This window comes from Paraburkholderia sp. 31.1 (assembly GCF_014397645.1).
Taxonomy (GTDB): domain Bacteria; phylum Pseudomonadota; class Gammaproteobacteria; order Burkholderiales; family Burkholderiaceae; genus Paraburkholderia; species Paraburkholderia tuberum.
On sequence record NZ_VZQN01000061.1, the window covers coordinates 1 to 21,165 of the forward strand.

The 21,165-nt window shown below is 58.3% G+C and carries 18 protein-coding genes and 2 pseudogenes; 5 read left to right on the forward strand and 15 right to left on the reverse strand.

What is annotated here, in order from left to right:
- Nucleotides 1-129 precede the first annotated feature (129 nt).
- From F6X37_RS32150 to F6X37_RS32160, 3 genes are all read right to left on the reverse strand, one after another.
- Nucleotides 130-999: a branched-chain amino acid ABC transporter substrate-binding protein gene (locus F6X37_RS32150; protein WP_187614076.1), complete on the reverse strand. Its 870-nt coding sequence runs from the start codon at nt 997-999 to the stop codon at nt 130-132.
- Nucleotides 1,000-1,126: 127 nt separating this feature from the next.
- Complete coding sequence (locus F6X37_RS32155) at nt 1,127-2,650, reverse strand: CoA-acylating methylmalonate-semialdehyde dehydrogenase (RefSeq protein ID WP_187614077.1); 1,524 nt, start codon at nt 2,648-2,650, stop codon at nt 1,127-1,129.
- A gap of 48 nt (nt 2,651-2,698) precedes the next feature.
- Nucleotides 2,699-4,027, reverse strand: coding sequence for an aspartate aminotransferase family protein (locus tag F6X37_RS32160; RefSeq protein ID WP_187614078.1), 1,329 nt, complete (start codon nt 4,025-4,027; stop codon nt 2,699-2,701).
- A 115-nt stretch (nt 4,028-4,142) separates the two neighbouring features.
- On the opposite strand from F6X37_RS32160, the gene F6X37_RS32165 reads away from it, so the two are divergent.
- Nucleotides 4,143-5,555 (forward strand): PLP-dependent aminotransferase family protein, encoded by a 1,413-nt coding sequence (locus F6X37_RS32165; RefSeq protein WP_187614079.1) that lies wholly within the window; start codon nt 4,143-4,145, stop codon nt 5,553-5,555.
- 43 nt (nt 5,556-5,598) lie between these two features.
- Here the strand turns inward: F6X37_RS32165 and F6X37_RS32170 are convergent, their stop codons facing one another.
- From F6X37_RS32170 to F6X37_RS32215, 10 genes are all read right to left on the reverse strand, one after another.
- The gene (locus tag F6X37_RS32170; protein WP_187614080.1) at nt 5,599-6,306 is read right to left on the reverse strand and encodes a GntR family transcriptional regulator; all 708 of its coding nucleotides are present in this window, start codon (nt 6,304-6,306) and stop codon (nt 5,599-5,601) included.
- 72 nt (nt 6,307-6,378) lie between these two features.
- Nucleotides 6,379-7,410 (reverse strand): proline racemase family protein, encoded by a 1,032-nt coding sequence (locus F6X37_RS32175; RefSeq protein ID WP_187614081.1) that lies wholly within the window; start codon nt 7,408-7,410, stop codon nt 6,379-6,381.
- Nucleotides 7,411-7,422: 12 nt separating this feature from the next.
- A complete protein-coding gene (locus tag F6X37_RS32180; RefSeq protein ID WP_187614082.1) occupies nt 7,423-8,904 on the reverse strand; it encodes an aldehyde dehydrogenase family protein in 1,482 nt (493 codons plus the stop codon).
- A 12-nt stretch (nt 8,905-8,916) separates the two neighbouring features.
- Complete coding sequence (locus tag F6X37_RS32185) at nt 8,917-10,209, reverse strand: NAD(P)/FAD-dependent oxidoreductase (protein ID WP_187614083.1); 1,293 nt, start codon at nt 10,207-10,209, stop codon at nt 8,917-8,919.
- A complete protein-coding gene (locus tag F6X37_RS32190) occupies nt 10,206-11,222 on the reverse strand; it encodes a 4-hydroxyproline epimerase (protein WP_187614084.1) in 1,017 nt (338 codons plus the stop codon). The genes F6X37_RS32185 and F6X37_RS32190 overlap by 4 nt, the downstream gene beginning before the upstream one ends.
- Before the next feature lie 52 nt (nt 11,223-11,274).
- The gene (locus F6X37_RS32195) at nt 11,275-12,153 is read right to left on the reverse strand and encodes a dihydrodipicolinate synthase family protein (RefSeq protein WP_187614085.1); all 879 of its coding nucleotides are present in this window, start codon (nt 12,151-12,153) and stop codon (nt 11,275-11,277) included.
- 31 nt (nt 12,154-12,184) lie between these two features.
- Nucleotides 12,185-12,850, reverse strand: coding sequence for an amino acid ABC transporter permease (locus tag F6X37_RS32200; protein WP_187614086.1), 666 nt, complete (start codon nt 12,848-12,850; stop codon nt 12,185-12,187).
- Nucleotides 12,851-12,860: 10 nt separating this feature from the next.
- On the reverse strand, nt 12,861-13,532 hold the full coding sequence (locus tag F6X37_RS32205; RefSeq protein WP_187614087.1) for an amino acid ABC transporter permease: 672 nt from the start codon (nt 13,530-13,532) through the stop codon (nt 12,861-12,863).
- Between the two features lie 8 nt (nt 13,533-13,540).
- Entirely contained in the window at nt 13,541-14,374 is an 834-nt protein-coding gene (locus tag F6X37_RS32210) for an amino acid ABC transporter ATP-binding protein (protein ID WP_187614088.1), read from the reverse strand.
- Nucleotides 14,375-14,963: 589 nt separating this feature from the next.
- Entirely contained in the window at nt 14,964-15,797 is an 834-nt protein-coding gene (locus tag F6X37_RS32215) for a transporter substrate-binding domain-containing protein (protein ID WP_187614089.1), read from the reverse strand.
- Nucleotides 15,798-16,154: 357 nt separating this feature from the next.
- On the opposite strand from F6X37_RS32215, the gene F6X37_RS32220 reads away from it, so the two are divergent.
- Entirely contained in the window at nt 16,155-17,447 is a 1,293-nt protein-coding gene (locus F6X37_RS32220) for a D-amino acid dehydrogenase (RefSeq protein WP_187614090.1), read from the forward strand.
- 226 nt (nt 17,448-17,673) lie between these two features.
- Here the strand turns inward: F6X37_RS32220 and F6X37_RS37310 are convergent, their stop codons facing one another.
- Nucleotides 17,674-17,931 carry a hypothetical protein gene (locus F6X37_RS37310; RefSeq protein ID WP_262420103.1) on the reverse strand — a complete coding sequence of 86 codons (258 nt, stop codon included), beginning with the start codon at nt 17,929-17,931 and terminating at the stop codon, nt 17,674-17,676.
- Nucleotides 17,932-18,164: 233 nt separating this feature from the next.
- Here F6X37_RS37310 and F6X37_RS37315 point away from each other — a divergent pair.
- Nucleotides 18,165-18,362 (forward strand): annotated as a pseudogene (locus F6X37_RS37315) (hypothetical protein); the annotation flags it as partial.
- A gap of 86 nt (nt 18,363-18,448) precedes the next feature.
- Here the strand turns inward: F6X37_RS37315 and F6X37_RS32225 are convergent.
- Nucleotides 18,449-18,838 carry a two-component system response regulator gene (locus tag F6X37_RS32225; RefSeq protein ID WP_187614091.1) on the reverse strand — a complete coding sequence of 130 codons (390 nt, stop codon included), beginning with the start codon at nt 18,836-18,838 and terminating at the stop codon, nt 18,449-18,451.
- A gap of 142 nt (nt 18,839-18,980) precedes the next feature.
- Here F6X37_RS32225 and F6X37_RS32230 point away from each other — a divergent pair.
- A pseudogene (locus F6X37_RS32230) lies at nt 18,981-19,945 on the forward strand (SOS response-associated peptidase family protein).
- 298 nt (nt 19,946-20,243) lie between these two features.
- On the forward strand, nt 20,244-20,825 hold the full coding sequence (locus F6X37_RS32235; RefSeq protein WP_187614092.1) for a hypothetical protein: 582 nt from the start codon (nt 20,244-20,246) through the stop codon (nt 20,823-20,825).
- Nucleotides 20,826-21,165: the final 340 nt, after the last annotated feature.

Genomic DNA, 21,165 nt, shown 5'->3' on the forward strand with positions numbered 1-21,165 from the left:
ATGCGATAAGTGAGGCTCGCTCCAGAGCCAAATTCACCGAAACCGATCCTCATTTACTTCGTCATCCAGAAAAATTCCGCGCCATCCCATCTGCAAGCTCGGCAGCCCGGTCAATTAATCAGCGTTTTCCTAGCTCTGCGGCATGCGGCTAAGTGGCGCCCCGTACTCCCAGCTATACATGCCTTGTCCACTCTGACCGACCAGCCGGAGGAAAGTGTCATTCGTGAAGCCGCCTTCCCCCATGTATTTGGCTTTAATTCCAAGCTGGTGAATCTGCTTGGCCACACCGGCGGCTTGGATGTCCTGGCCCACATAGAAAATCAGGTCAGGGTTCAGCCTTTTGATTGTGGTCAGGACGGCTCGGAAGTCTATGGACTTCGTCGTCGTGAATTGCCATGAGGCTAGCTTCGCTCCTGCATTCTGGACGGCCTTCACGTACTCGGTGGCGAGATTGGTTCCGTAGTCGGTGCTGTCGTCAATCACCGCCACGCGCTTTGCTCCCAGTTGCCTCACCGAATAATTAGCCGCAACAACGGCCATCTGGTCGTCGTTGCTGATTGTTCGGAAAGTAGTTTCGAAGCCTTGCGCGGTGTACGCCGGGGAGCTCGAGGCCGGAGAAATCTGCGGAATGCCAGCCCTGCGATACACCGCCGAAGCGGCGATAGAGCATCCTGAGTTGTGGTGACCGATGACCCCACTGACACCTTCGTCCACGAAACGCTGCGCGACGAGCACAGCCGTTTTGGGGTCGCCAGCGTCACCCTGGCCGTCAACCTCAAATCGAATCTTCTGACCTCCAATCACGAGACCGCGGGCATTCGCTTCTTCGAAGGCAAGTCGTGCCGCATTCTCCTCGTCCTTTCCGTATGAAGCCGAAAACCCGGACAAAGGCGCGACAACGCCAATCTTGACGACCTTTACGTCCTCGGCCCGCGCTCGATGCGCGAGGGCGACGCACACGGATAGAAGAGCGAGCGTCATCACGATTCGACGGAGCATCAATCCTCCAGGTGCAAACCGACTAGGCAACGAGCAGCCGCTCAAAAGCTGCTCATTTGCACCGCCCGGCCAGCGTGATTTACCGTTGGGCAGACAGTGCAGATGGCGAAGCGTCTAAGCGAGTCTCCTACTTCGCAACGGGCATTGTAAACTCGGCACCTTTGCTGATGCTGTCAGGCCACCGCTGCATGATGCTCTTATATCGCGTGTAGAAGCGAATCCCTTCTTCGCCATAAGCGTGATGGTCGCCGAAGAGCGAACGCTTCCAGCCGCCGAAGGAGTGCCATGCCATCGGGACAGGAATCGGCACGTTCACACCGACCATGCCAACTTGAATCTGGCGCGCGAAAGCCCGGGCTACTCCGCCATCCGACGTGTACAGCGAGACGCCATTGCCGAACTCGTGTGCGTTAATCAGCTTCACGGCGCTCGCGAAGTCCGGTACACGGACAACGGCGAGGACAGGACCGAAAATCTCTTCCTTGTAGATTTTCATATCCGTTCGCACGTCGTCAAACAGCGTGCCGCCAATGAAGAAGCCGTTTTCCGAGGAGACCGGATGGTCCCGGCCGTCAACGATGAGCTTGGCACCTTCGGCCTCGCCGGACTCGATGTAGACGGAGACTTTCGCCTTGTGTTCCGCCGTGACGAGCGGCCCCATCTCGGCATCGAGATTTTCGCCGTTCTTGATGACAAGAGATTTCACACGGGGAACAAGTTTCTCGATGAGCTGGTCGCCCGTGTTACCGACTGCAACTGCCACGGAGATGGCCATGCAGCGCTCGCCAGCCGAACCGTAGGCCGCGCCAATCAGGGCATCGACCGCCTGGTCGAGGTCGGCGTCGGGCATGACGACCAGGTGATTCTTGGCGCCACCGAGCGCCTGCACCCGCTTGCCACGCTTCGAAGCTTCCGTGTGAATGTACTCCGCAATCGGCGTCGAGCCGACGAAGGAGATTGCCACCACGTCGGGATGCTCGATGAGCGCATCGACTGCAACCTTGTCACCATTCACGACATTGAACACACCGTCGGGAAGCCCCGCTTCCTTCAGCAATTCGGCAAGACGCAGCGACGCGGACGGGTCGCGCTCCGAGGGTTTCAGGATGAAAGTGTTCCCGCACGCGAGGGCGACCGGGAACATCCACATCGGGACCATCACCGGGAAGTTGAACGGCGTGATGCCTGCCACGACACCCAGCGGTTGACGCAGATTCCAGTTGTCGATGCCGCCGCCAATCTGGTCCGTGAACTCCGTCTTCAGCAGATTCGGAATGCCGCAAGCGAATTCGACGACTTCGATGCCGCGAATGACTTCGCCCTGCGCGTCAGTGAAGACCTTTCCATGCTCGCGCGTGATGAGCATCGCCAGTTCGTCGTGATGCTTGTTCAGCAGCTCCTTGAACTTGAACAGGATTCGTGCGCGCTTGAGCGGCGCCATCTCGCTCCAGTTCGGGAACGCCGCGTTCGCAGCTTCCACCGCCCGGTTGACTTCCTCAACCGAGGCAAGTGCGACAGAGCCCGCTACGTCGCCAGTCGCGGGGTTGAAAACGTCCTTGAATCGGTCGCTCGACGGTGCAACCACCTGACCGTTGATGAAGTGGCTGACCTGCTTCACCGAAAGACTCGCCTTCTCGCTTGCAACATTCATTTCAGAACTCCGGATTCGTGCCCGGCCATCTCGGCTGGGCGATTAAAGTCAGGCCACGTCGCGCAAGGCGTCACGCACCGTCGAGAAAATCTGGTCAATCTGCTGCTCGTCCACGATGAGCGGCGGCGAGAAGGCCAGGATGTCACCCGTGTAACGGACCAGAACACCTGCCTCGAAACACTTGAGGAAGACCTCGTATGCGCGGGCGCCGACGGCGCCGGGACGCGATTCGAGTTCGATACCCGCAACTAGACCCAGATTGCGAATGTCCTTCACATGCGGAGAGTTCTGGAGCTCATGTGCCGCGTCCTCGAAAACACCAGACAGCTCTTTCGCCCGTTCGAACAATCGGTCGCGCTTATAGATGTCGAGCGTTGCAACTGCCGCCGCCGCCGCCGCCGGGTGCGCCGTGTAGGTGTAGCCGTGGAAGAACTCGATGGCGTTCTCGGCTCCAGCGTTCACAACCGTGTCGTGTATGGTGCGGCTGGCAGCCACCGCACCCATCGGGATTGCCGCGTTGTTGATGGCCTTGGCCATCGTGATAATGTCCGGCACGACGTTGAAATACTCACTTGCGGTAGGCGCGCCAAGGCGACCGAATGCAGTAATCACTTCATCGAAAATCAGCAGGATGCCGTGCTTTGCGCATAGTTCGCGCAGGCGTTGGAGGTAGCCCTTCGGCGGCACCAACACACCTGTGGAACCGGCGAGCGGTTCGACGATGACTGCGGCGATGGTCGATGCATCGTGCAGCGTGACGAGTCGTTCGAGCTCATCTGCCAAATGCGCACCCCAAGTCGGCTGGCCTCGCGTGAACGCCGACTCTGCGAGGTTATGCGTGTGTGGGAGATGGTTCACATGCGGCATCAGGTTGCCGGAGAACATCTTGCGGTTAGGCAGGATGCCGCCGACGGAAATGCCACCGAAGCCGACACCGTGATAGCCACGCTCGCGACCAATGAAGCGAGTCCGTTGCCCTTCGCCGCGAGCTCGGTGATAGGCGAGCGCCATTTTCAGCGCCGTGTCGACAGACTCGGAACCGGAATTGGTGAAGAAGATGCGGTCGAGACCTGCCGGCATGAAATCGGCGACCTTGGTGGCTGCTTCGAACGCAAGCGGATGGCCCAACTGAAACGTCGGCGCATAGTCCATCGTTTCGAGCTGCTGGCTCACCGCCTGTGTGATTTCTGAGCGACCATGGCCCGCGTTCACACACCAAAGACCCGCCGTCGCATCGAGCACGGCGCGGTTGTCCACCGTAGTGTAGTGCATGCCTTTGGCAGACTTGAACAGTCGAGGTGCTGCCTTGAACTGACGGTTTGCCGTGAAAGGCATCCAGAAGTTCGACATGTTCAGATTGATTTGATTCGAGCTCATGTGTTGACTCCGGGAATGTGCAGTCAACTTTAATGAGTTTGCCGGCTACAATCACTGGACAGTCTGCAACCAGCAGTCAGACCGTGCTGATTTTCTTCTCCGAACTGTATTGGAAATGTTCAAGCTGAACCTGTCACGCTCGCGCAAGAACGAAGGCACGTTGGTCGACCAGATTGTGTCGTCAATCGAGCAGGAACTGAGGCAGGGAACGTACCCGGCTGGCACGACGTTGCCCTCCGTCCGAGGCCTTGCGAAGACTCACAACCTCAGCACATACACGGTATCTGAAGCCTATCAACGGCTCGTTTCGCTGGGTCTCGTAGTGGCACGCGCGGGAGCAGGCTATCGCGTCGCGACGCCAGCAGCCAAAGCGCCCGCGGCACCGTCATTCAATGCGCCGAGTCTTAATAGAGCGTGGCTACTTTCCGATGTGTTCGCCGACAAGACAGTACCCATCAAAGCGGGCTGTGGCTGGATACCAAACGACTGGATAAACGAGAGCGGCGTGCAACACGCTCTGCGCGTTGTCAGCCGCGTACCTGGGTCGCGCATCGGCGGGTATGGCCACCCGTACGGCCTTTCGACTTTGCGCGAGCACGTGGCGAGCTCACTGCGCAGATACTCACTTCCCGTTGGCAGCGACGATGTCCTGCTTACGCAGGGAGTGACCCAGGCGCTGGACCTTGTTGTCCGCACGTTGCTCAGGCCTGGCGACACGGTCGTTGTCGAAGACCCGTGCTACTGCAATCTGCTCGAAATCCTCAAGGTAGCGTTCGTGAACGTCGTCAGCGTTGCGCGCACGCCTGATGGCATCGACACTGCGCAGCTCGCAGAGGTCGTGAAGACGCATCGTCCAAAGGTCATGTTCGTCAACACGGTGCTACAGAATCCATCTGGTACGTCGCTCAGCGCTTCGTCGGCATTCCGCCTGCTGCAGATTGCGGACAGGGAAGGCATGTACGTTGTGGAGGACGACATCTCCCGAGAACTCGCGCCTCCCGGGATGCCGTGTCTGGCCGCAATGGAGGGGCTTCAACGCGTCATCTATCTCTCGGGATTCTCGAAGACCATCACGCCAGCGATGCGCGTTGGCTACATTGCTGCGAAGCGCGAGCTGTTGTCACGTTTTGCTCTCACGAAGATGGCCGTTGGCCTGACCTCATCTGAAGTCACGGAGCGCGCCGTGGCGAGCGTGCTCATTGACGGACACTATGACCGACACATTGCGCACATACGCGAACGACTGTTCAACGCCCACGCGAAGGTGACTCAGTCCATGTCCGAGGCCGGCCTGGAGATTTTTCATACACCGAATGCAGGGCTGTTCCTGTGGGCAAAGCTGCCCATTCAGCCGGAAGACAGCATCGCCATTACAAACGATGCCTTGAGCAAGGGAATCTGGTTGGCACCTGGTTCCTACTTCCGGCCGAGCGAACACGCTTCGGAGTGGTTCAGGTTTAATGCCGCAACATCCGATATACCGGAACTGTGGACGTTCCTCCGGAAACTGAGACGCAGCCGGACCTGAAGGAGGAGCGGGCACCGAAGTCTCGGTGACCCAATGTGAGCCATTAAGAAACCGCCATCGATTCGGTCATGTTCTGACGCATGTAGTCCAGGAACCGCTGCTGAAACAACATCGTATGCTCATGCGCGAGTTTTTCCGCCATATTGGCATCCTTGCGCTCAATTGCGTCGATAAGGTCGGCGTGGTCACGTCCTAGCTTCGTTGCCGTCGGTGACGTGACAGTGAAATCAAAGTGAAGGTGTGAGAGGCGCTGTCCTTCACCAAGCAGCCGCTCGTAGTACCCGATGAAGTAGGGATTATTCGCTGCATGTGCGATGGCAACATGCAACGCCTTGTTCGTCTCGGTCATTGACTGATAGTCGCCGCTCTCAACCGCTTGCATATACTCGTCATCCGCCTTACGGATTCGCACAAGGTCCGCCTGCGTGCGGTGCAGCGCTGCCAGACGGGTCACTGCCCGTTGAATAAGGTCAAGAGCGGAGATGTACTTCGGGAATTCTTCAATTTCGAAGGGCGTGACGAGCGTCGTCCGGTTCGGAAGAATCGTAACGAGACCCTCGCTGATAAGGCGGGCGAGCGCGTCGCGAACGGGCGAACGGGAAAGGCCAAACTGCGCGGCGAGCGACACCTCGTCGAGCGGGGAGCCTGGCTTGAGTTGCAGTGTCAGAATCTGCTTTCGCAGCTCCTCATAGATATACCGTCCGCCGTGGCGGCGGCCGCTTACCTCTGTCTCCGTCGTAGCTTTGCTCATGGTTCCACCGCTGTCATCGTAAGCCCGGAAAGACGGGCGCGCATTCAAGTTTATCATCGTGCGCGCTCCGCCTCAGACCGCCGGAAAACCGGAGCCCCAGGTGTCGCTCAGCATGAATCCGGCGGACAATGGGTCATCGGGGTCAACCCCAATCTGCTGGATTCCATAAAGCCAGGCTCGCCCCTGAATGCGCGGAAGAATTGCCGCGCGACCTCCAACTTCGGTCTTGCCGAGCAGTTCCACATTGAACTCGCCACCGATTGTCGAGCGCGACTTCAACCGGCTTCCGATGTCGGCCAATCCTCTGGCCGCCAGTGTCGCCAGATTGGCGGAGCTGCCCGTACCGCACGGGGACCGGTCGACTCGCCCAGGCGGCAACGTCGTGCAGGTCTGATAGAGCTCGGGGCTGACGCGATGTCGGAACATGACGTACGCGACCTCGTTTATCTCCGGGAAAAGCGGATGTTGAATCCGAATCTGGCCGTTGATGATGTCTTTGAGACGGATGCCAAGCTCAGCAAGTGCTCGAGCATTCTCCGGCGCAATAGTCAGCCTCACCTGGTCAACATCGACGAGCGCGTAGTACACCCCGCCGAACGCTACGTCCGCTTTGATTCTCCCGAGTTGTGGAACTTCGAACTCGAAATCCAGTAGTTCGACAAAGGAAGCCACCATGTCGAGCGAAACGCCCGTGCAGCGTCCATCCTTGCATGTCGCGCGCGCAGTCACCAGTCCCGCAGGCGTATCGAGAACAACAGTCGTCTCCGGCTCTTGCATCTCGACCAGGCCGAGTTCGAGCAACGCCGTGACCACGCAAATTGCGTTGCTGCCGGACATCGGATGGGCTTTGTCCGCCTGCAGGACGATAAACCCGGCATGCGCCTCCGGACGCGTCGGCGGCAGCAGCAGATTGACTGACATCTGAAGGCAACCGCGCGGTTCGAGCACAACCAGTCGGCGAAGACTATCGTCGACCTCGTTGATGTAGTTCATCTTGTCGAGCATCGTCGCACCGGGGATTCCCAAAACTCCCCCGGTGATAACTTTGCCAACCTCGCCTTCGCAGTGCACATCCACGAGTTGAAGCGTCTTTTTCCAGCGCATGATGGACCCGCCTTACTTGATGTACCAGCCCCAGGGCTTATCGCCGTCATACCGCGTGATTTGCTTCGTTTCCAGATAATTGTTCAAGCCCCACACGCCGAGCTCTCGCCCGATGCCGCTCTGCTTGTACCCGCCCCAAGGCGCTTCAGTGAACGTGGGCTGCGAGCAGTTAATCCAGACGATGCCGACGCGCAGCGCCCGTGCGACTCGCTCACAGCGTTCGTTGTCGCGCGACATGACGGCGGCAGCTAGCCCGAAACGGGAGTTGTTGGCAGAGCGCACCGCTTCGTTTTCTTCGTCGAACGGCCGGATGCAGACGACCGGTCCAAAAATCTCTTCGTTCCAGACCGAGCTCTCTTCAGGGACGTCGGCAAAGACGACGGGCTCCATGAAGTAACCTTTGTCGAGGTGCGCAGGACGGTCACCACCCGTCACCAGTCGCGCCCCGTCTTCCTCGCCACGCGCAACCGCCGCGAGCACTTTCTCGTACTGTCCCTTGCTAACAATGGGGCCGAGCAGGACGCCGTCTTCAAGGCCGTTACCGATTTTGATTTTGCGCGTTTCCTCTTTCAGCCGCTGAAGGAGACGGTCGTAGATGCCACGCTGAACGATTACCCGCGACGTAGCCGAGCAGACTTCTCCCTGATTCCAGAAGATGCCGAACATTATCCATTCGACGGCAGCGTCGATGTCGCTATCATCAAATACGATGAAGGGGGACTTGCCACCCAGCTCGAGGCTGATGTTCTTGATGTCGCGCGCAGCGGCCTGCATGATGCGGCTGCCGGTCGGCACGCTTCCCGTGAACGCCAGCTTGTCGATGCCCGGATGCTCGCTCATTGGCGCGCCCACGTCACTTCCAGGGCCAGTCAGAATGTTCAGCACACCGGGCGGAAGGTCCGCCTCGGCCGCGATACTGCCCAGCTCAAGGGCCGTCAGGGACGTCATCTCTGACGGCTTCAGAATCATCGTACATCCGGCGGCCAGCGCGGGGGCGACTTTCCATGCTGCCATCAGCATCGGGAAGTTCCACGGAATAATAGCGCCGGCAACGCCGACCGGCTCCTTGCGCGCCACTGAACTGAAACGGTCGTCGGAGAGCGTCACGGGCGTCTCGGCGTTCTCGTCAAGCTTCTCTGCGAGCCCAGCGTAGAACTCGAAGCAGCCTGCTGCGTCACCCAGGTCCCAGAGCGCTTCGGGAAGCGGCTTACCGTTGTCGCGGACTTCGATTTCGGCAAGTTCCTGGATTCGGTCGCGGATACCGTTGCCGATGCGTCGAAGCACGGCGCCACGTTCTGCTCCGCTCATCCTCGGCCACGGACCCTCATCGAATGCTTTTCGGGCCGCCTTGACGGCGAGGTCGACGTCTTCCGCAGTTGCGGAGGCGACTTTGGCAATCACCTGCTCGGTACTGGGGTCGACAGTTTCGAAGGTTCCCTTGTTGACAGGCGCCACCCAGCGACCGTCGATGAAAAGCTGTTCGTACGATTTCATAATTAAGCCTTGTCAGGAAAAACGATAGGCACTGAATGGCGTAAGGCTCTGCTTGGTCGGCCGGCCGGCAACCATGTCGGCAATCAGTCGACCTGTGGTAGCGCCGAGCGTCAGACCGAGCTGCCCGTGGCCGAACGCCATGAAGACGTTTCCAAGCCTGCGAGAACGGTCGATGATGGGCTTCGTGTCAGGCAGGAAGGGTCGATAGCCAACACCGTATTCCACGTCGGCGGTTTTAAGTTCCGGCAGAATTCGTTTGGCTTTTTCGAGGATGATTTCCGCGCGCCCAAAGTTCGGTTTCGCGCCGTCGCCCGCGAATTCGATAGTGCCGCCAATCTGCAGGCCGCGAGTCATGGGAGTGAAGCAGAAACCGCCATCCGCATAGATGGTCGAGTGACGAAATTCCACACCCGGGTTTTTGACGACAGCCTGGTAGCCCGCGATGCCCTTGAGCGGCACGCTTACCCCCAGCGAATTGAAGAACCGCCGCGCACCCGTACCAGCAGCAACAACGACGTGCTGCGCCGCAACGCTCTGGCCATTTGCAAGGTCGACGCCGACAGCGCGGCCGTTCGATTCGACAATGCGATTGGCCTCAGTCTGGATTCGGCGTCCGCCGTGAGCGATGAAGCTGCCGGTGAGCGCGGCGATGAAGCCTTCCGCGTCGCTGACAGCGCGCCAGTCAGGGAAAATCAGTCCGTGGGCGAACTTGCCAGCTAGCGCCGGCTCGAGGTCGCCGATTTCCTTGGCGTTCAGACGCCGTGACGTGAAGCCAAGCGACTCGCGCAGCTCCAGATGTGGCAACTCGCGCGTGAGCCCACCTGGATTGTCGAAGACTTCCAGAATAGGACGTTCGCCCATCAGAGCTTTGTCGTCGCAGGCCTCGAGCAACGGAGCGTAGTCTGCATAGACGTCATGCGTGAGGGTCGCCATTGACTCGGCGATGTCCACAATCTTCGAGTGCCTTGCGCACATGAGAAAGCGGAAGAACCACGGTATGATTCCAGGCAGAGCGCTTGGACGCAGCGCGAGTGGGCCCTTCTGGTCCATGAGCCAGCCCGGGATTTTCATGAGGATACCGGGCTTGGATAGCGGGATGATTTCGCTCACCGCCATCTGGCCACAACTCCACTTCGCCGTACTATTGCCCGGACTTTCCGGGTCAATGATCGTAACCGCGTAGCCGTCGCGCTGAAGATAAAGCGCGCAGCACACGCCCACGATGCCGCCGCCTATGACGACAGCAGATTCCTGGGCAGAGGCAAGCGGGTCAAGCGAAGCATTCTCGCGAGGAACGGCGTTCAATTCACAAACTCCTGCAAGCTGAAGCCATGAGCATAGGGCTGGGAGGTGTCGACATAATATTCTGCCCGTCCCGTAATCCAGGCGCGTCCTTCGACACTCGGCAACACCGCGTCCAACCCGCTCTTCAGTCTTGTTGTTGATTCCACTCGACCAGTGAAATAGCTGCCAATCAGGCTCTGGTGCCGGAAAGCTTGCCCCTCCGAGAGTAGGCCGCGCGCGTACCGCTGGGCGACTCGAGCGGACGTGCCGGTGCCGCACGGTGAGCGGTCAATCAGCGTGTCGCCGGCGATTACGACCGCTCGAGCGTCGGCGTCATCGGAGACAGGCGCGCCCGTCCACATGGCATGCTTCACGCTGCGGATGCCTGGGTTATCAGGATGAACGACGTCGATTGTCGAGTTCACCGCGGTTTGCAGCTGGCGGCCCCAGTTCAGCAGTTGGTCTGGAGAGAAGTGCTCGCATCCCGGGAAGTTCGGTTGCACCTCCACGATAGGATAGAAGTTGCCGCCATACGCGATGTCGACGGCAAGACGTCCGAAGTGCGGATGCTCGATTTCAATATTGCGATGAAGCAGAAAGCTGGGCACGTTCGTGAATCGAACCGACGCGACACGGTCGCCATCCATCACGTACCTGGCGTGCAGTTTGCCAGCAGGAACGTCGACGACGACCGTACCAGCCGACTTCGGTTGAATCAGACCTGCTTCGAGCGCGAACGAAATGGAGCCGATTGATGCATGTCCACACATCGGCAGGCAGCCGGATGTTTCGATGAAGACGAGACTCATATCCGCATCTGCAGACAGGGGCCGATAAAGAATGGTCCCGGACATATGCGAGTGGCCGCGCGGTTCCAGCATCAACGCGCGTCGAATCCAGTCGTGGTCTCGCACAAATAGGCCGCGGCGTTCATCCATTGTCGTACCGCTGAGCGCCGGCGCGCCGGCGACCACCATGCGCACGGGCATGCCTTCGGTATGCCCTTCGATACTCTTAAAGCTGTGCTTGCTCATCCGAATACCTTGCAAGAGTGCATTGCCGGCGGATTTCTCCGCCGGCTTCCTGTCATGCCTGAGCTGCTTCGAAGACGGCGCGGAAGTCCGCCTTTTCTGCGTCGGTCAGCGGCTGCAGCGGCATGCGAGCTGAGCCGACCTTGAATCCCGCCAGTTCACAGCCGTACTTCACCTTCTGCACGAACTTGCCCGCTTCCATCGTCGCCATGACCGGGAAGAGCGAGCGCATTACGTCCTGGGCACCGCGGATGTCGCCAGCGGTGAACTTGTTGTAGAAGTCCACCACTGGCTTCACGAAGCAGTTCGCCGGGCCGCAAATCCAGCTGCTCGCGCCCCATAGGAAGAAGTCGAGCGCCTGGTCATCGGAGCCGCACGACAGCTGATAATGGCCTTTGTACTTTTCGCCGATTTCGATGGCGCGCAGCAGGTTGCCGCTGCTCTCCTTGATGCCGACGACGCGCGGGTTATCCTTGAACGCGTCCAGCACGCCGAAGCCCACTTCGACGTTCGTGCGAACCGGATAGTTGTAAAGCACGACATCGACGTCGGGAACCGCTTTGAGGATGGCCTCGTAGTGGCCAATCAGCTCTTCCTGCGAGGGCAGCGCATAGTACGGCGGAGCGATGAGGACGTTCTTGTAGCCCGCATCGCGGACCAGTTGAACCTGCTCGATGACTTCACGGGTGCACGAACCGTTCGCGCCACCGATGAGTGTGCCGCGGTCGCCTACGACCTCGCGAACGGTCTTCAGGATGGCGCGGCGCTCGTCGTGCGTCAGCGCGTAGTACTCACCTGTCGAGCCGAGCGGCACGAAGCCGGTTACACCCGCCTTGAGCTGGAACTCGAGAATGTTCGCCAGCACGTCGTGGTCGACAGCGCCGGCAGCATTGAACGGCGTGACGAGTGCGGGCAGGATGCCTTTCATCTGCATGTGTTTCTCCCTTTATGAAGGACGGGTTGGGTTAGTAGGCAAAGCGTTTAAGGAATCGCGACTCGACCACGCCAACCAGGCGCGTGAGGGGAAACGCGACGAGGAAGTAGATAATCGCGACCGTCGTCAGGAACTCGACCGGCTTTGCTGTGCTGCTCGAGATGTTCTGTCCGACGAACATGAGGTCCGCGACGCCAACCGACGAGATGAGCGCACTTTCCTTGAACAAACTGACGACGTTCGAGAGCAGCGGCGGAATCGCGCGCAGCAGTGCTTGGGGGAAAATAACGTAAAGAATTTTCGCTTGCGGCGAAAGGCTCAATGCGATACAGGCGTCGTGCTGTTCACTGGAGATAGACTTCAACGCGCCGCGGAACGTCTCGCTAGTGATAGCTGCCATGTACAGCGTCAGGGAAATCACAACCGAAACATACGGCGGTATCGGAAGGCGAAAAACGACCGGGAAGCAAAAGAAGACCCAGAACAGCTGGATGAGCAGAGGCGTGCCTCGGAAAAACTCCACGTACAGCGTTGTGGCGCCCTTAATGAATCGGTTGGGCGACATACGAAGCAGGCTTAGCACGAAGCCGGCGAGGCTTCCGATAACCGCGCAGCTGCTTGTAAATGCAAGGGTGAGCCCCAGTCCCTTGAGCAAGACAAGCCAATAAGGAAGAACAGCTGAAAAATCGAGATGCACGGTCTTCTCCTCAACGCTTGACCGCAAGGTCCTGACGACGCTCAATCACATGCACAAATTTTGCGATGGGCAGGGACAGAGCGAAGTAGATGAGAGCAACAACCGTGTAGGTTTCGAGCGGCCGGTAGGCTTCGGTCGCGAGGCTCTTGGCGACGTACATAAGGTCGGCGACCGCAACGATGGCAACGAGCGCACTCTGCTGCAGACTGCCAATGCCGTTTGTCATGAGAACCGGCATCGAGCTGCGAAGTGCTTGAGGCAACACCACATACATGGTGCGCTGCCACGGCTTGAGGCCCAAAGCGACAGATGCGTCAAGATGCTCCTTGGGGACCGCCTGAACGCCTGCACGGTAGGCTTCAGCGTTGAACGCGGTCAAATTGAGACCAAGCGCGAGCACGCCCATGAGGATGGGGTCGATGAACACGTCGACCATCATCGGGATGCAGTAAAAGAACCAGACGATTTGTAGAAGCGCAGGCGTGCAGCGGAAAAACTCGATAAAAAGCTGCGCTGGCCAGCGTACGGCGACCCATCTGCTCATGGCCATGAGGCAGAGCAGGAAGCCAAGCACGAGACCCATAATGTTCGAGGCTACGGCGAGCTCGATGGTGACCTTGAGGCCTTCGAGCAAGGCGCCGAAACTGCCTTCAAGGAAGCGGAAGTCGAAGTGATAGTTCATGTCGGACCTCAGTCGAGATGCAGCACTTTCTCGAGGAATTCGCGGGTGCGAGCTTCCTTGGGGCACTTGAACATTTCGGCGGGAGCGCCCTGTTCGACGATTTTTCCACTCGCGCAGAAAACCACGCGCGTGGCGATGTCGCGCGCAAAGTGCATGTCGTGCGTCACGATAATCATCGCCATCTTCTGTTGGGCAAGCTGAAGCATCACGTTTTGCACTTCGATGACCATCTCGGGGTCAAGGGCGGAGGTGACTTCATCGAACAACATCAGCTTTGGCTCGAGCATCAGGGCACGCGCAATGGCAACTCGCTGCTTCTGGCCGCCGGAGAGCTGACTCGGGTATGCGTGGAGCTTGCTTTCAAGGCCGAGCCGGGCCAGATACGTGCGAGCCCGCTCGGTCGCTTCTGCTTTTGTGATGCCGCTGACCTTCGTCGGCGCGAGGATAAGGTTGCCCAGGACGGATAGATGCGGGAACAGCGTGTAGTGCTGGAACACCATGCCAATCTGTTTCTGCAGCTTGGAATCGATGCGCTTCGACTTGCCCGAGTCGGCTCCGTAGATGTACGGCTTGCCCTGAAAGCCAATCTCACCGCCCTGGACGCCTTCCAGCCCCATCATCACGCGAAGCAGCGAGCTCTTGCCGCTACCGCTCGGTCCAATGATGACGAGCCGGTCATCGGCCCGCATGTCGAGGCTCATGTGGTCCATGACGACCAGATTCGGACCGTAGGACTTGTAGACGCCTCGAAACTGCACGAAATCACCGAAGGTCGCGTTGGCGCAGCCAACTGCAACTGGCGGAACATCCTGTTGAGCATTCATGGTTTGAGAAGAAAGCATGGAATCTCTCCAGCTGACGCGCCCGCAGGCACGTGATGTGTGATTCGAAAATCAGCGGCTGGCGACAGTGCCGAACCGCATACGAAATCGGCTAATACGGCTTGCGCTCGAGAGTTGAGACCCTTAGGAGCCTTGGTACCCCCGGGGCTTCCCATGCAGCACGCAGATATGTGTGTTTCGATGTGTGCAATTATGTACACATACTAGAAGGCCGGAATTGCGCCTGTCAACGCCTAACTTGGTGTTTCAGGGAAATCACTGACAAGCCGGTTGAAGACGCTTGGGACGAACCAAAACAGGCTTGAGCGAAGCCGAATCTGACTATTTCGCCGCATGCTACGAACGAAATAACCGTTTAACACTGCCCTCCATCCGCGCCCGGAACATAGGCAAGTCGACGACGGTGCGCGTTCTATCGCCGTCTGTGTCGTAGTCGGACTTTTTCATTAAGCACTGCAAACCGCCTCATGGAGCATGAAGCGTTGTGTTGTTCTATCCCGTCAAGCTTGCAAAGGTCAGATTGACGGGCGCCCTTCTGAATATCCTCGGAACAGCGCACCCATTGGGGCGTGCCGCGTCAACAGGTGCATCACTTGTTTGTGACAAGCATTGCCTGGACAGAGGTTTTGATGAGGCGGTTGACGGCGCCCGACTTGACCTGTTCGTCGACATACCTGTTAAGGACGGCGATGTCGGCAGCAGGCGTTTCCTTCCTGAGGCCGAATGCGACTTCCTGCTGGGCGAGCGGCGGAGTCGGCTGGATGGTGGACGCCCATTCCGGGTGCGCCTCGGTAAGCAGCATGTTTGTGATGTTGGCATCTGCGAGCAGGTCCGCGCGCTTGGACATGAGTGCGAGGCGCGTCTCATCGTTACCCGGCAGACGCATGATTGTCGCTTGCTTGAAAACGGCAGAGATAGCCTTGTCCTGCGCGGTTCCTGACATGACCGCGACTGTCACACCGGGCTTGTCGATTTCGGCGATGGTGCGAGCGGCCTTTGGAACCTTTGGATTGTTCTTGTTGTAGACGAAGGAGACGTTGTAGTCCGTTGCCGGCGCCGAGAACGAAATGGCTTTCTCCCGTTCCGGCGTATCGTTCAACGCCATCGACAGGTCCCACTTGTCGGACTGCAGGCCGGCGACAATGTTGTCCCACGTGGTGTCGACGAACTCGACCTTCACCTTCAGCACGTTCTGTCCAAAGTTGCGACAGAGTTCCGAGAAAAAGCCGCTATATTCGCCGGTTTTCGGGTCGCGCATGACGTAGGGAGGAGCCACGGCCGCGCCGCAGCGGAGAACACCAGCCTTTTTCACACTTTGCCAGGCACTGGTGTCATCGGCGTGAGCAGGGGCACCAGCAGCGACAAAACCGGTTACCGCCAGGCACGTCAGAACGCGCCGCGTGAAGCGAGACAGCAGAACCATAATCAGCTCCCGAAGTATTGATAAGCCTGTTAAAAGGCCTTGGTTTCTCGCCACACAGCTTTGCGCATCTCTTTGTGTGCAGCGATGTACACAGTCTATGAAGTCAAAATCTGGGCTGTCAACTAGGCATTTGTCCCTAGGCGAAAATGCAGCGGTCGCTTCAAACCTCGCTGCTGCAACGGTGACAAGGCGTTCAGCGAACTGAACACTCCGTCGCCTTCATCCGGTAGTGGATTCAACCAAAAAGCGGGCCTCAAATGGTTTCTTAAACTACCAACTCGTAGCTAGCATGCAGTCAATAACTGCATACATCATTGTGTGCAGGCGACGTCGACTGTGATGCCCGGAGCGGATGCCATGCGTGCCGTCGTATTGGGAAGTGGAGTTGTCGGTGTGACGAGCGCGTTTTACCTCGCACGCGCGGGGCATGCGGTCACCGTCATCGACCGCGAACAAGGACCTGCGCTGGAAACGAGCTTCGCGAACGCGGGGCAGATTTCGCCTGGCTACGCAGCACCTTGGGCGGCTCCGGGTGTGCCCGTGAAAGCGGTGAAGTGGATGTTTCAGAAGCACGCTCCGCTCGCGATTCGTCCGGACGACGAGGACAGGCAATTCCAGCTTCAGTGGATGTGGCAGATGCTCCAGAACTGCAATGCGGAGCGCTATGCCATTAACAAGAATCGCATGGTCAGGCTTGCGGAATACAGCCGCGATTGCCTGAAGGCGCTGCGAGCAGAAACCGGCATCCAGTACGAAGGACGCACTGGCGGCACGTTGCAGGTTTTCCGTACGCAGCAGCAGTTCGACGGTGCGGCGAAGGACATTGCCGTGCTTAAAGAAGCCAATGTCCCATACGAGTTACTAACTCAGGGTGAGCTTGCTAGAGCCGAACCGGCTCTTGCCGCCACCTCACACAAGTTGACCGGCGGCTTGCGTTTACCGGGCGATGAGACCGGCGACTGCCAGTTGTTCACGACTCGGCTCGCGGCGTTAGCTGCGCAAGCTGGCGTCACCTTTCGGTACAACACGCAAGTCGAGGGCCTTGTCGTGGAGGGCGGTAAAGTTGTCGGCGTCCGCCATGGCGCCAAGCTCATTCACGCCGATGTGTTTGTCGTAGCGTTCGGCTCATATTCGACGAACTTCCTCTCAGACATCGTCAAGATTCCGGTTTATCCGCTCAAGGGCTACTCCATCACCGCCCCCATCATCGAAGAGCGATGCGCACCGGTCTCAACCGTCCTCGATGAAACGTACAAAATTGCTATCACCCGATTCGACAAGCGCATCCGTGTTGGTGGTATGGCCGAAATCGTGGGGTTTGACAAGCGCCTTCGCGAAGCTCGGCGCGAAACCTTGGAAACGTGTGTAAACGACCTTTTCCCGGGCGGCAGCGATACCTCGAAGGCTACATTCTGGACTGGGCTGCGACCCATGACGCCTGACGGCACACCAATTGTGGGCAGCACCGCGGTCCCGAACCTCTATCTGAATACGGGCCATGGCACGCTCGGCTGGACGATGTCGTGTGGTTCAGCGCAGCTGCTCGCGGATTTGGTTTCAGGGAAGCAGCCGGCGATTCGACATGATGACCTCAACGTTTCTCGCTACGCGAGGGAGTCGCCGGCTCCGGCTGAATTCAACCTGAGCTGAGCCGCGTTGCATGCGTCAGCAGTGGCACACGCCGGCGCGTGCGTATAAAGCGACGATTCGCCGGTTCGAGAATTAAGCGGCGGCGCTCGGAATGAGTAGCCGAACGGCCGCGACCAAGCGCTTGCGCTCGTTTTTTTGACACTCGAGGCACCGCTCGCTCGCGAGATGCCGAGCACGTTGTCCGCATCGCACCGGGCCGGCGTTACTGGCTGTAGACCTTACTCACTCAGCAAAGATGTTGATGCATTGCGCCATTCGCTTTCGACCACCCGTGGTTATCAATCCAGGCACGTGCCCAAGCCAGGCCGGCGTGTTGCGCTTCCTCTCCTGTGTCGAAGTAAGCAAGGATGCCTGAGGCTTCGACGAGTTTGCCGTTCACGCTTATTGTCCCACTTGCCGCATAACGCTCGGGCTGGAGGATTTCCTCTTGCTGCAGAATTGCGTGCCCCCAGATACTGTGACCCTGATACGACTGCGACTCCATCAGCGGGCGACCTCAGCCGATGCTCCGTGAGCCGTCACGCGAAGCGGGTTGCCCCGGGGTTATCTGGCGCGGAATATCCGACATGTCTGGTTCGCTCGCAGGAACGGCTTTTTCCAAGCTGCGCTGCTTTGCCATGAGATTGGGCGACGGTGTGAGGGCACGCCGCGCATGCACTTTCACCGAATGCGGAGCCGCACGTCGATGAGATGCAGCCTTCCGCGTAGCCCTAACGTGAGACTGGCAACGGCAACGTGATTATCTGGCCGTCCTTGTTTGAACGGCAGCGAAAGGAAGCCCTCGGCGCGTCACTGCTCGCTGTATATGGCACGTGGCAATGCCACGGAGAGGTTCGACATCTCGTCGCACAGCGGCTTGTTGACATGTCCCATCTGCTTGGCGGTTTGATTACCGCGAGCAGAAATTTTTGCTGACTCAACACTGTGCCCGCGGCCGCCGTTCCTTTTGCCTGCAACCAGGCTCTGGTCCGCCCTGTCCACACAAGCAGGTGGCTTTTCGACTACGTTGTCTTGCCTCGCTGTTGCTCTCGATGGGTTACATGGTCTGCCAGCAGCCGTCGAATTGTGGTCAGTAAAATTTGCCCATCTACAGGCTTGCGAAGAAAACCGTCGTAGCTTACGAAAGCGGGTGGGCTCGGCTCTCCCGAAACCAAGACGAATGCAACGTCGGCTAAGCCGGGGAGTGTGCGCAAACGGTGACAGAGCTCGCTCCCCGACATCACCGGCATGCGCCAGTCGGCGACCACTACATCGACAGGGGATTCGATGAACATCTTCAATGCTGACTGGCCGTCGCTCGCGCTTCTTACTTCAAATCCGTCAGCGGCACAGCTGGCGCTCCACGCGGCCAAAGCCTCCACGTCATCGTCTACGAGCAGTACGCTTGCCATACACAATTGTCCGGGTCGCCACATGTTGATTGGCAGTTCGACGGTGGCCAAAGTTCACGCGGCCATTCATTGAGTCCTCATATTCGTCGCGCTCGCGTCGTTCTAGAGAATGCGTATTATGGGGCAGTAAACGGAGGCATCCATGTGTTACTCGGCTCGGATTCAAGCAGACTACCGCAAGTTTGTGCGTACTTTCGGCGCCCTGATGGATATCCACGAGTTTGCGCGTCTATTTTTTGAGCGCGCAGAGGGCATCAGCAAGGCAAAGGTGCCCAAGGCGATGGAAGATGCGTTCGCTGAGCCGCAAACTGACGCCGAAGGCGCCATCAAGACCCTTATCGATAGGTTCGAAGCAGAACAGACATCAAAACTCCAACGAGACCTCTTTGCGCAGCGCAAGCGACTGGCTGACGCAGAGCGTTCGCTCGAGAGCAAGGTCACAAAAGCAGCGACCGAAAGCAAGCGCATTGCCGCGAACAAAATTGAACAGACTCTCGATTGGCTCGACGATATTCGGCGAACGGAGCCGAAGGCACGGGACTCGCGCATATTCCCGAGGCATTACGCGCCAGTCATGGTTATGGAAAACGGACAGCGTGTTATCAAACCGATGCGATATCAGTGTCGCATTGCTGGCAAGCCCGCGTCACACGACGTCAAATACCACGGGGGCTACAACGCGAGGCGTGACAATCTCGAAGGATTCTGGAAGCCGCTCTTTGGTTACTCGCACGGCATTCTCGTGGTCAACGCGTTTTATGAGAATGTTAGCCGGGCCAAAATGGAAGGTCGCGTGCTCGCCGAAGGGGAGCAGGATGAGAACGTCGTTTTGGAGTTTCGTCCCAACCCTGCCCACGAGATGCTGGTAGCTTGCCTGTGGTCACGCTGGTCTGCGCCTGGCGGAAACCGGATTTGCTTTCATTCGCGGCAGTCACTGACGAGCCTCCGTCGGAAGTTGCCGCAGCCGGCCACGACCGGTGCATTGTTCTCATCAAGCCCGAAAACATTGACGCTTGGCTCAACCCTAACCCAAGGAATTTGGAGGCAATGTACGCGATACTTGATGAGTGGGACCGGCCTTACTACGAGCATCGACTGGCAGCGTGAGAGCTCCGTACGGAGCCGTCGCTGCGGGCAAGGCGATTGCGACAGCCTCGTGACGTTCCTGACCGGGATATGGGCGCCTACAGGCTAGGACGCAAGAAAGCTCGATGCCGTCAAGATTTAGTTCAATCAAGACGGAATCACCATCAGTAAATTAAGGCGCTTACTTTCGGGAATCAAACCTTCTATAACACCGCCGATATCCAACTGCGATTGCCTGTCTTAGCCAAAGACAGACCGACGCCGGCATCCGTAAGCGCGAATCAACATTTTGTTGAAGTCAATGAAGGGGGGCGTAGCAATGGCCTTGGCCAATTTCGAGACACAGCGTGCAGGCTTAAACGGCGACGGCGACGTATTCAACGAATCACAAGATAGGGACTACGCGGACTGGAAGCGGATTCGGCTCGTGATAGAGCATGAAAACACACTGGTTCATCACAGGCTAAGTTGGCTGCTCACGTCGCAGACTGTCCTGTTTGCAGCTCTCGCGTTCATTGTGAGCAACTGGAAACCACAGCCAAACATTTGGACTGGGCCGTATGTTTGGCTGTTGATTTTGATTGCGGTCCTCGGCTTCATGACGTCATTGCTGGTCGGGCGTGGTCTAGGACACGCCCAGCAGCATATTGCTCGCATAGACCGCTGGTGGTATTGCGAGGATAGAAGCAAGCTTTCGATGGAGATGTTGGACGAGGACATGTTCCCCGGGGGGGCAAGTCGGGTCGAACTCACGCGTCGCCGTTTGCCATTTCACCCGCCACTGCAGGGACAAACTAAGAAACGCGTTGACGAGAAATTCATTAACCCATACAACTTACCCTACTACTTCATGGGAGCGTGGGCGGTTATAGTTGCCATCATGCTGATTTTCCGACCCTGAGGCATGCATCGTCCGGCGCCAAAGAGCATCGTCTATCAAAGCGGGAAAGCCTGTCATTAGGTTCGTAGAAACGCAACAGCAATAACCATGGCGTAACGGCGGCAGCAACAGGGATTCAGCGCGGTTGATGCCACCGGCTTTGTCGTCACCGCTTGCAACTATCGGTATATCAAGAATGGAACTTTGGATTCAAGTCTGCGCGTGGTGCGCTGACCATGGCGTGAAATCGGCCACTGAGTCTTTGCATCAGGAGCTGACGCTAAAGCGCGTTGGGGCGGTGAAGGATGCGCGAGCAGAAGAGCACTGCACCCGCGGCCGGTGCGGCTGTTATCGAACGCAG

Coding starts and splice junctions, on each gene's coding strand:
- F6X37_RS32195 (WP_187614085.1), bottom strand. CDS start 12,153: ATGCAGATGAAAGGCATCCTGCCCGCACTCGTCACGCCGTTCAATGCT.
- F6X37_RS32155 (WP_187614077.1), bottom strand. CDS start 2,650: ATGAATGTTGCAAGCGAGAAGGCGAGTCTTTCGGTGAAGCAGGTCAGC.
- F6X37_RS32235 (WP_187614092.1), top strand. CDS start 20,244: ATGGCCTTGGCCAATTTCGAGACACAGCGTGCAGGCTTAAACGGCGAC.
- F6X37_RS32175 (WP_187614081.1), bottom strand. CDS start 7,410: ATGCGCTGGAAAAAGACGCTTCAACTCGTGGATGTGCACTGCGAAGGC.
- F6X37_RS32220 (WP_187614090.1), top strand. CDS start 16,155: ATGCGTGCCGTCGTATTGGGAAGTGGAGTTGTCGGTGTGACGAGCGCG.
- F6X37_RS32190 (WP_187614084.1), bottom strand. CDS start 11,222: ATGAGCAAGCACAGCTTTAAGAGTATCGAAGGGCATACCGAAGGCATG.
- F6X37_RS32180 (WP_187614082.1), bottom strand. CDS start 8,904: ATGAAATCGTACGAACAGCTTTTCATCGACGGTCGCTGGGTGGCGCCT.
- F6X37_RS32160 (WP_187614078.1), bottom strand. CDS start 4,027: ATGAGCTCGAATCAAATCAATCTGAACATGTCGAACTTCTGGATGCCT.
- F6X37_RS32150 (WP_187614076.1), bottom strand. CDS start 999: ATGCTCCGTCGAATCGTGATGACGCTCGCTCTTCTATCCGTGTGCGTC.
- F6X37_RS32205 (WP_187614087.1), bottom strand. CDS start 13,532: ATGAACTATCACTTCGACTTCCGCTTCCTTGAAGGCAGTTTCGGCGCC.
- F6X37_RS37310 (WP_262420103.1), bottom strand. CDS start 17,931: ATGGAGTCGCAGTCGTATCAGGGTCACAGTATCTGGGGGCACGCAATT.
- F6X37_RS32165 (WP_187614079.1), top strand. CDS start 4,143: ATGTTCAAGCTGAACCTGTCACGCTCGCGCAAGAACGAAGGCACGTTG.
- F6X37_RS32210 (WP_187614088.1), bottom strand. CDS start 14,374: ATGCTTTCTTCTCAAACCATGAATGCTCAACAGGATGTTCCGCCAGTT.
- F6X37_RS32170 (WP_187614080.1), bottom strand. CDS start 6,306: ATGAGCAAAGCTACGACGGAGACAGAGGTAAGCGGCCGCCGCCACGGC.
- F6X37_RS32225 (WP_187614091.1), bottom strand. CDS start 18,838: ATGGCAAGCGTACTGCTCGTAGACGATGACGTGGAGGCTTTGGCCGCG.
- F6X37_RS32215 (WP_187614089.1), bottom strand. CDS start 15,797: ATGGTTCTGCTGTCTCGCTTCACGCGGCGCGTTCTGACGTGCCTGGCG.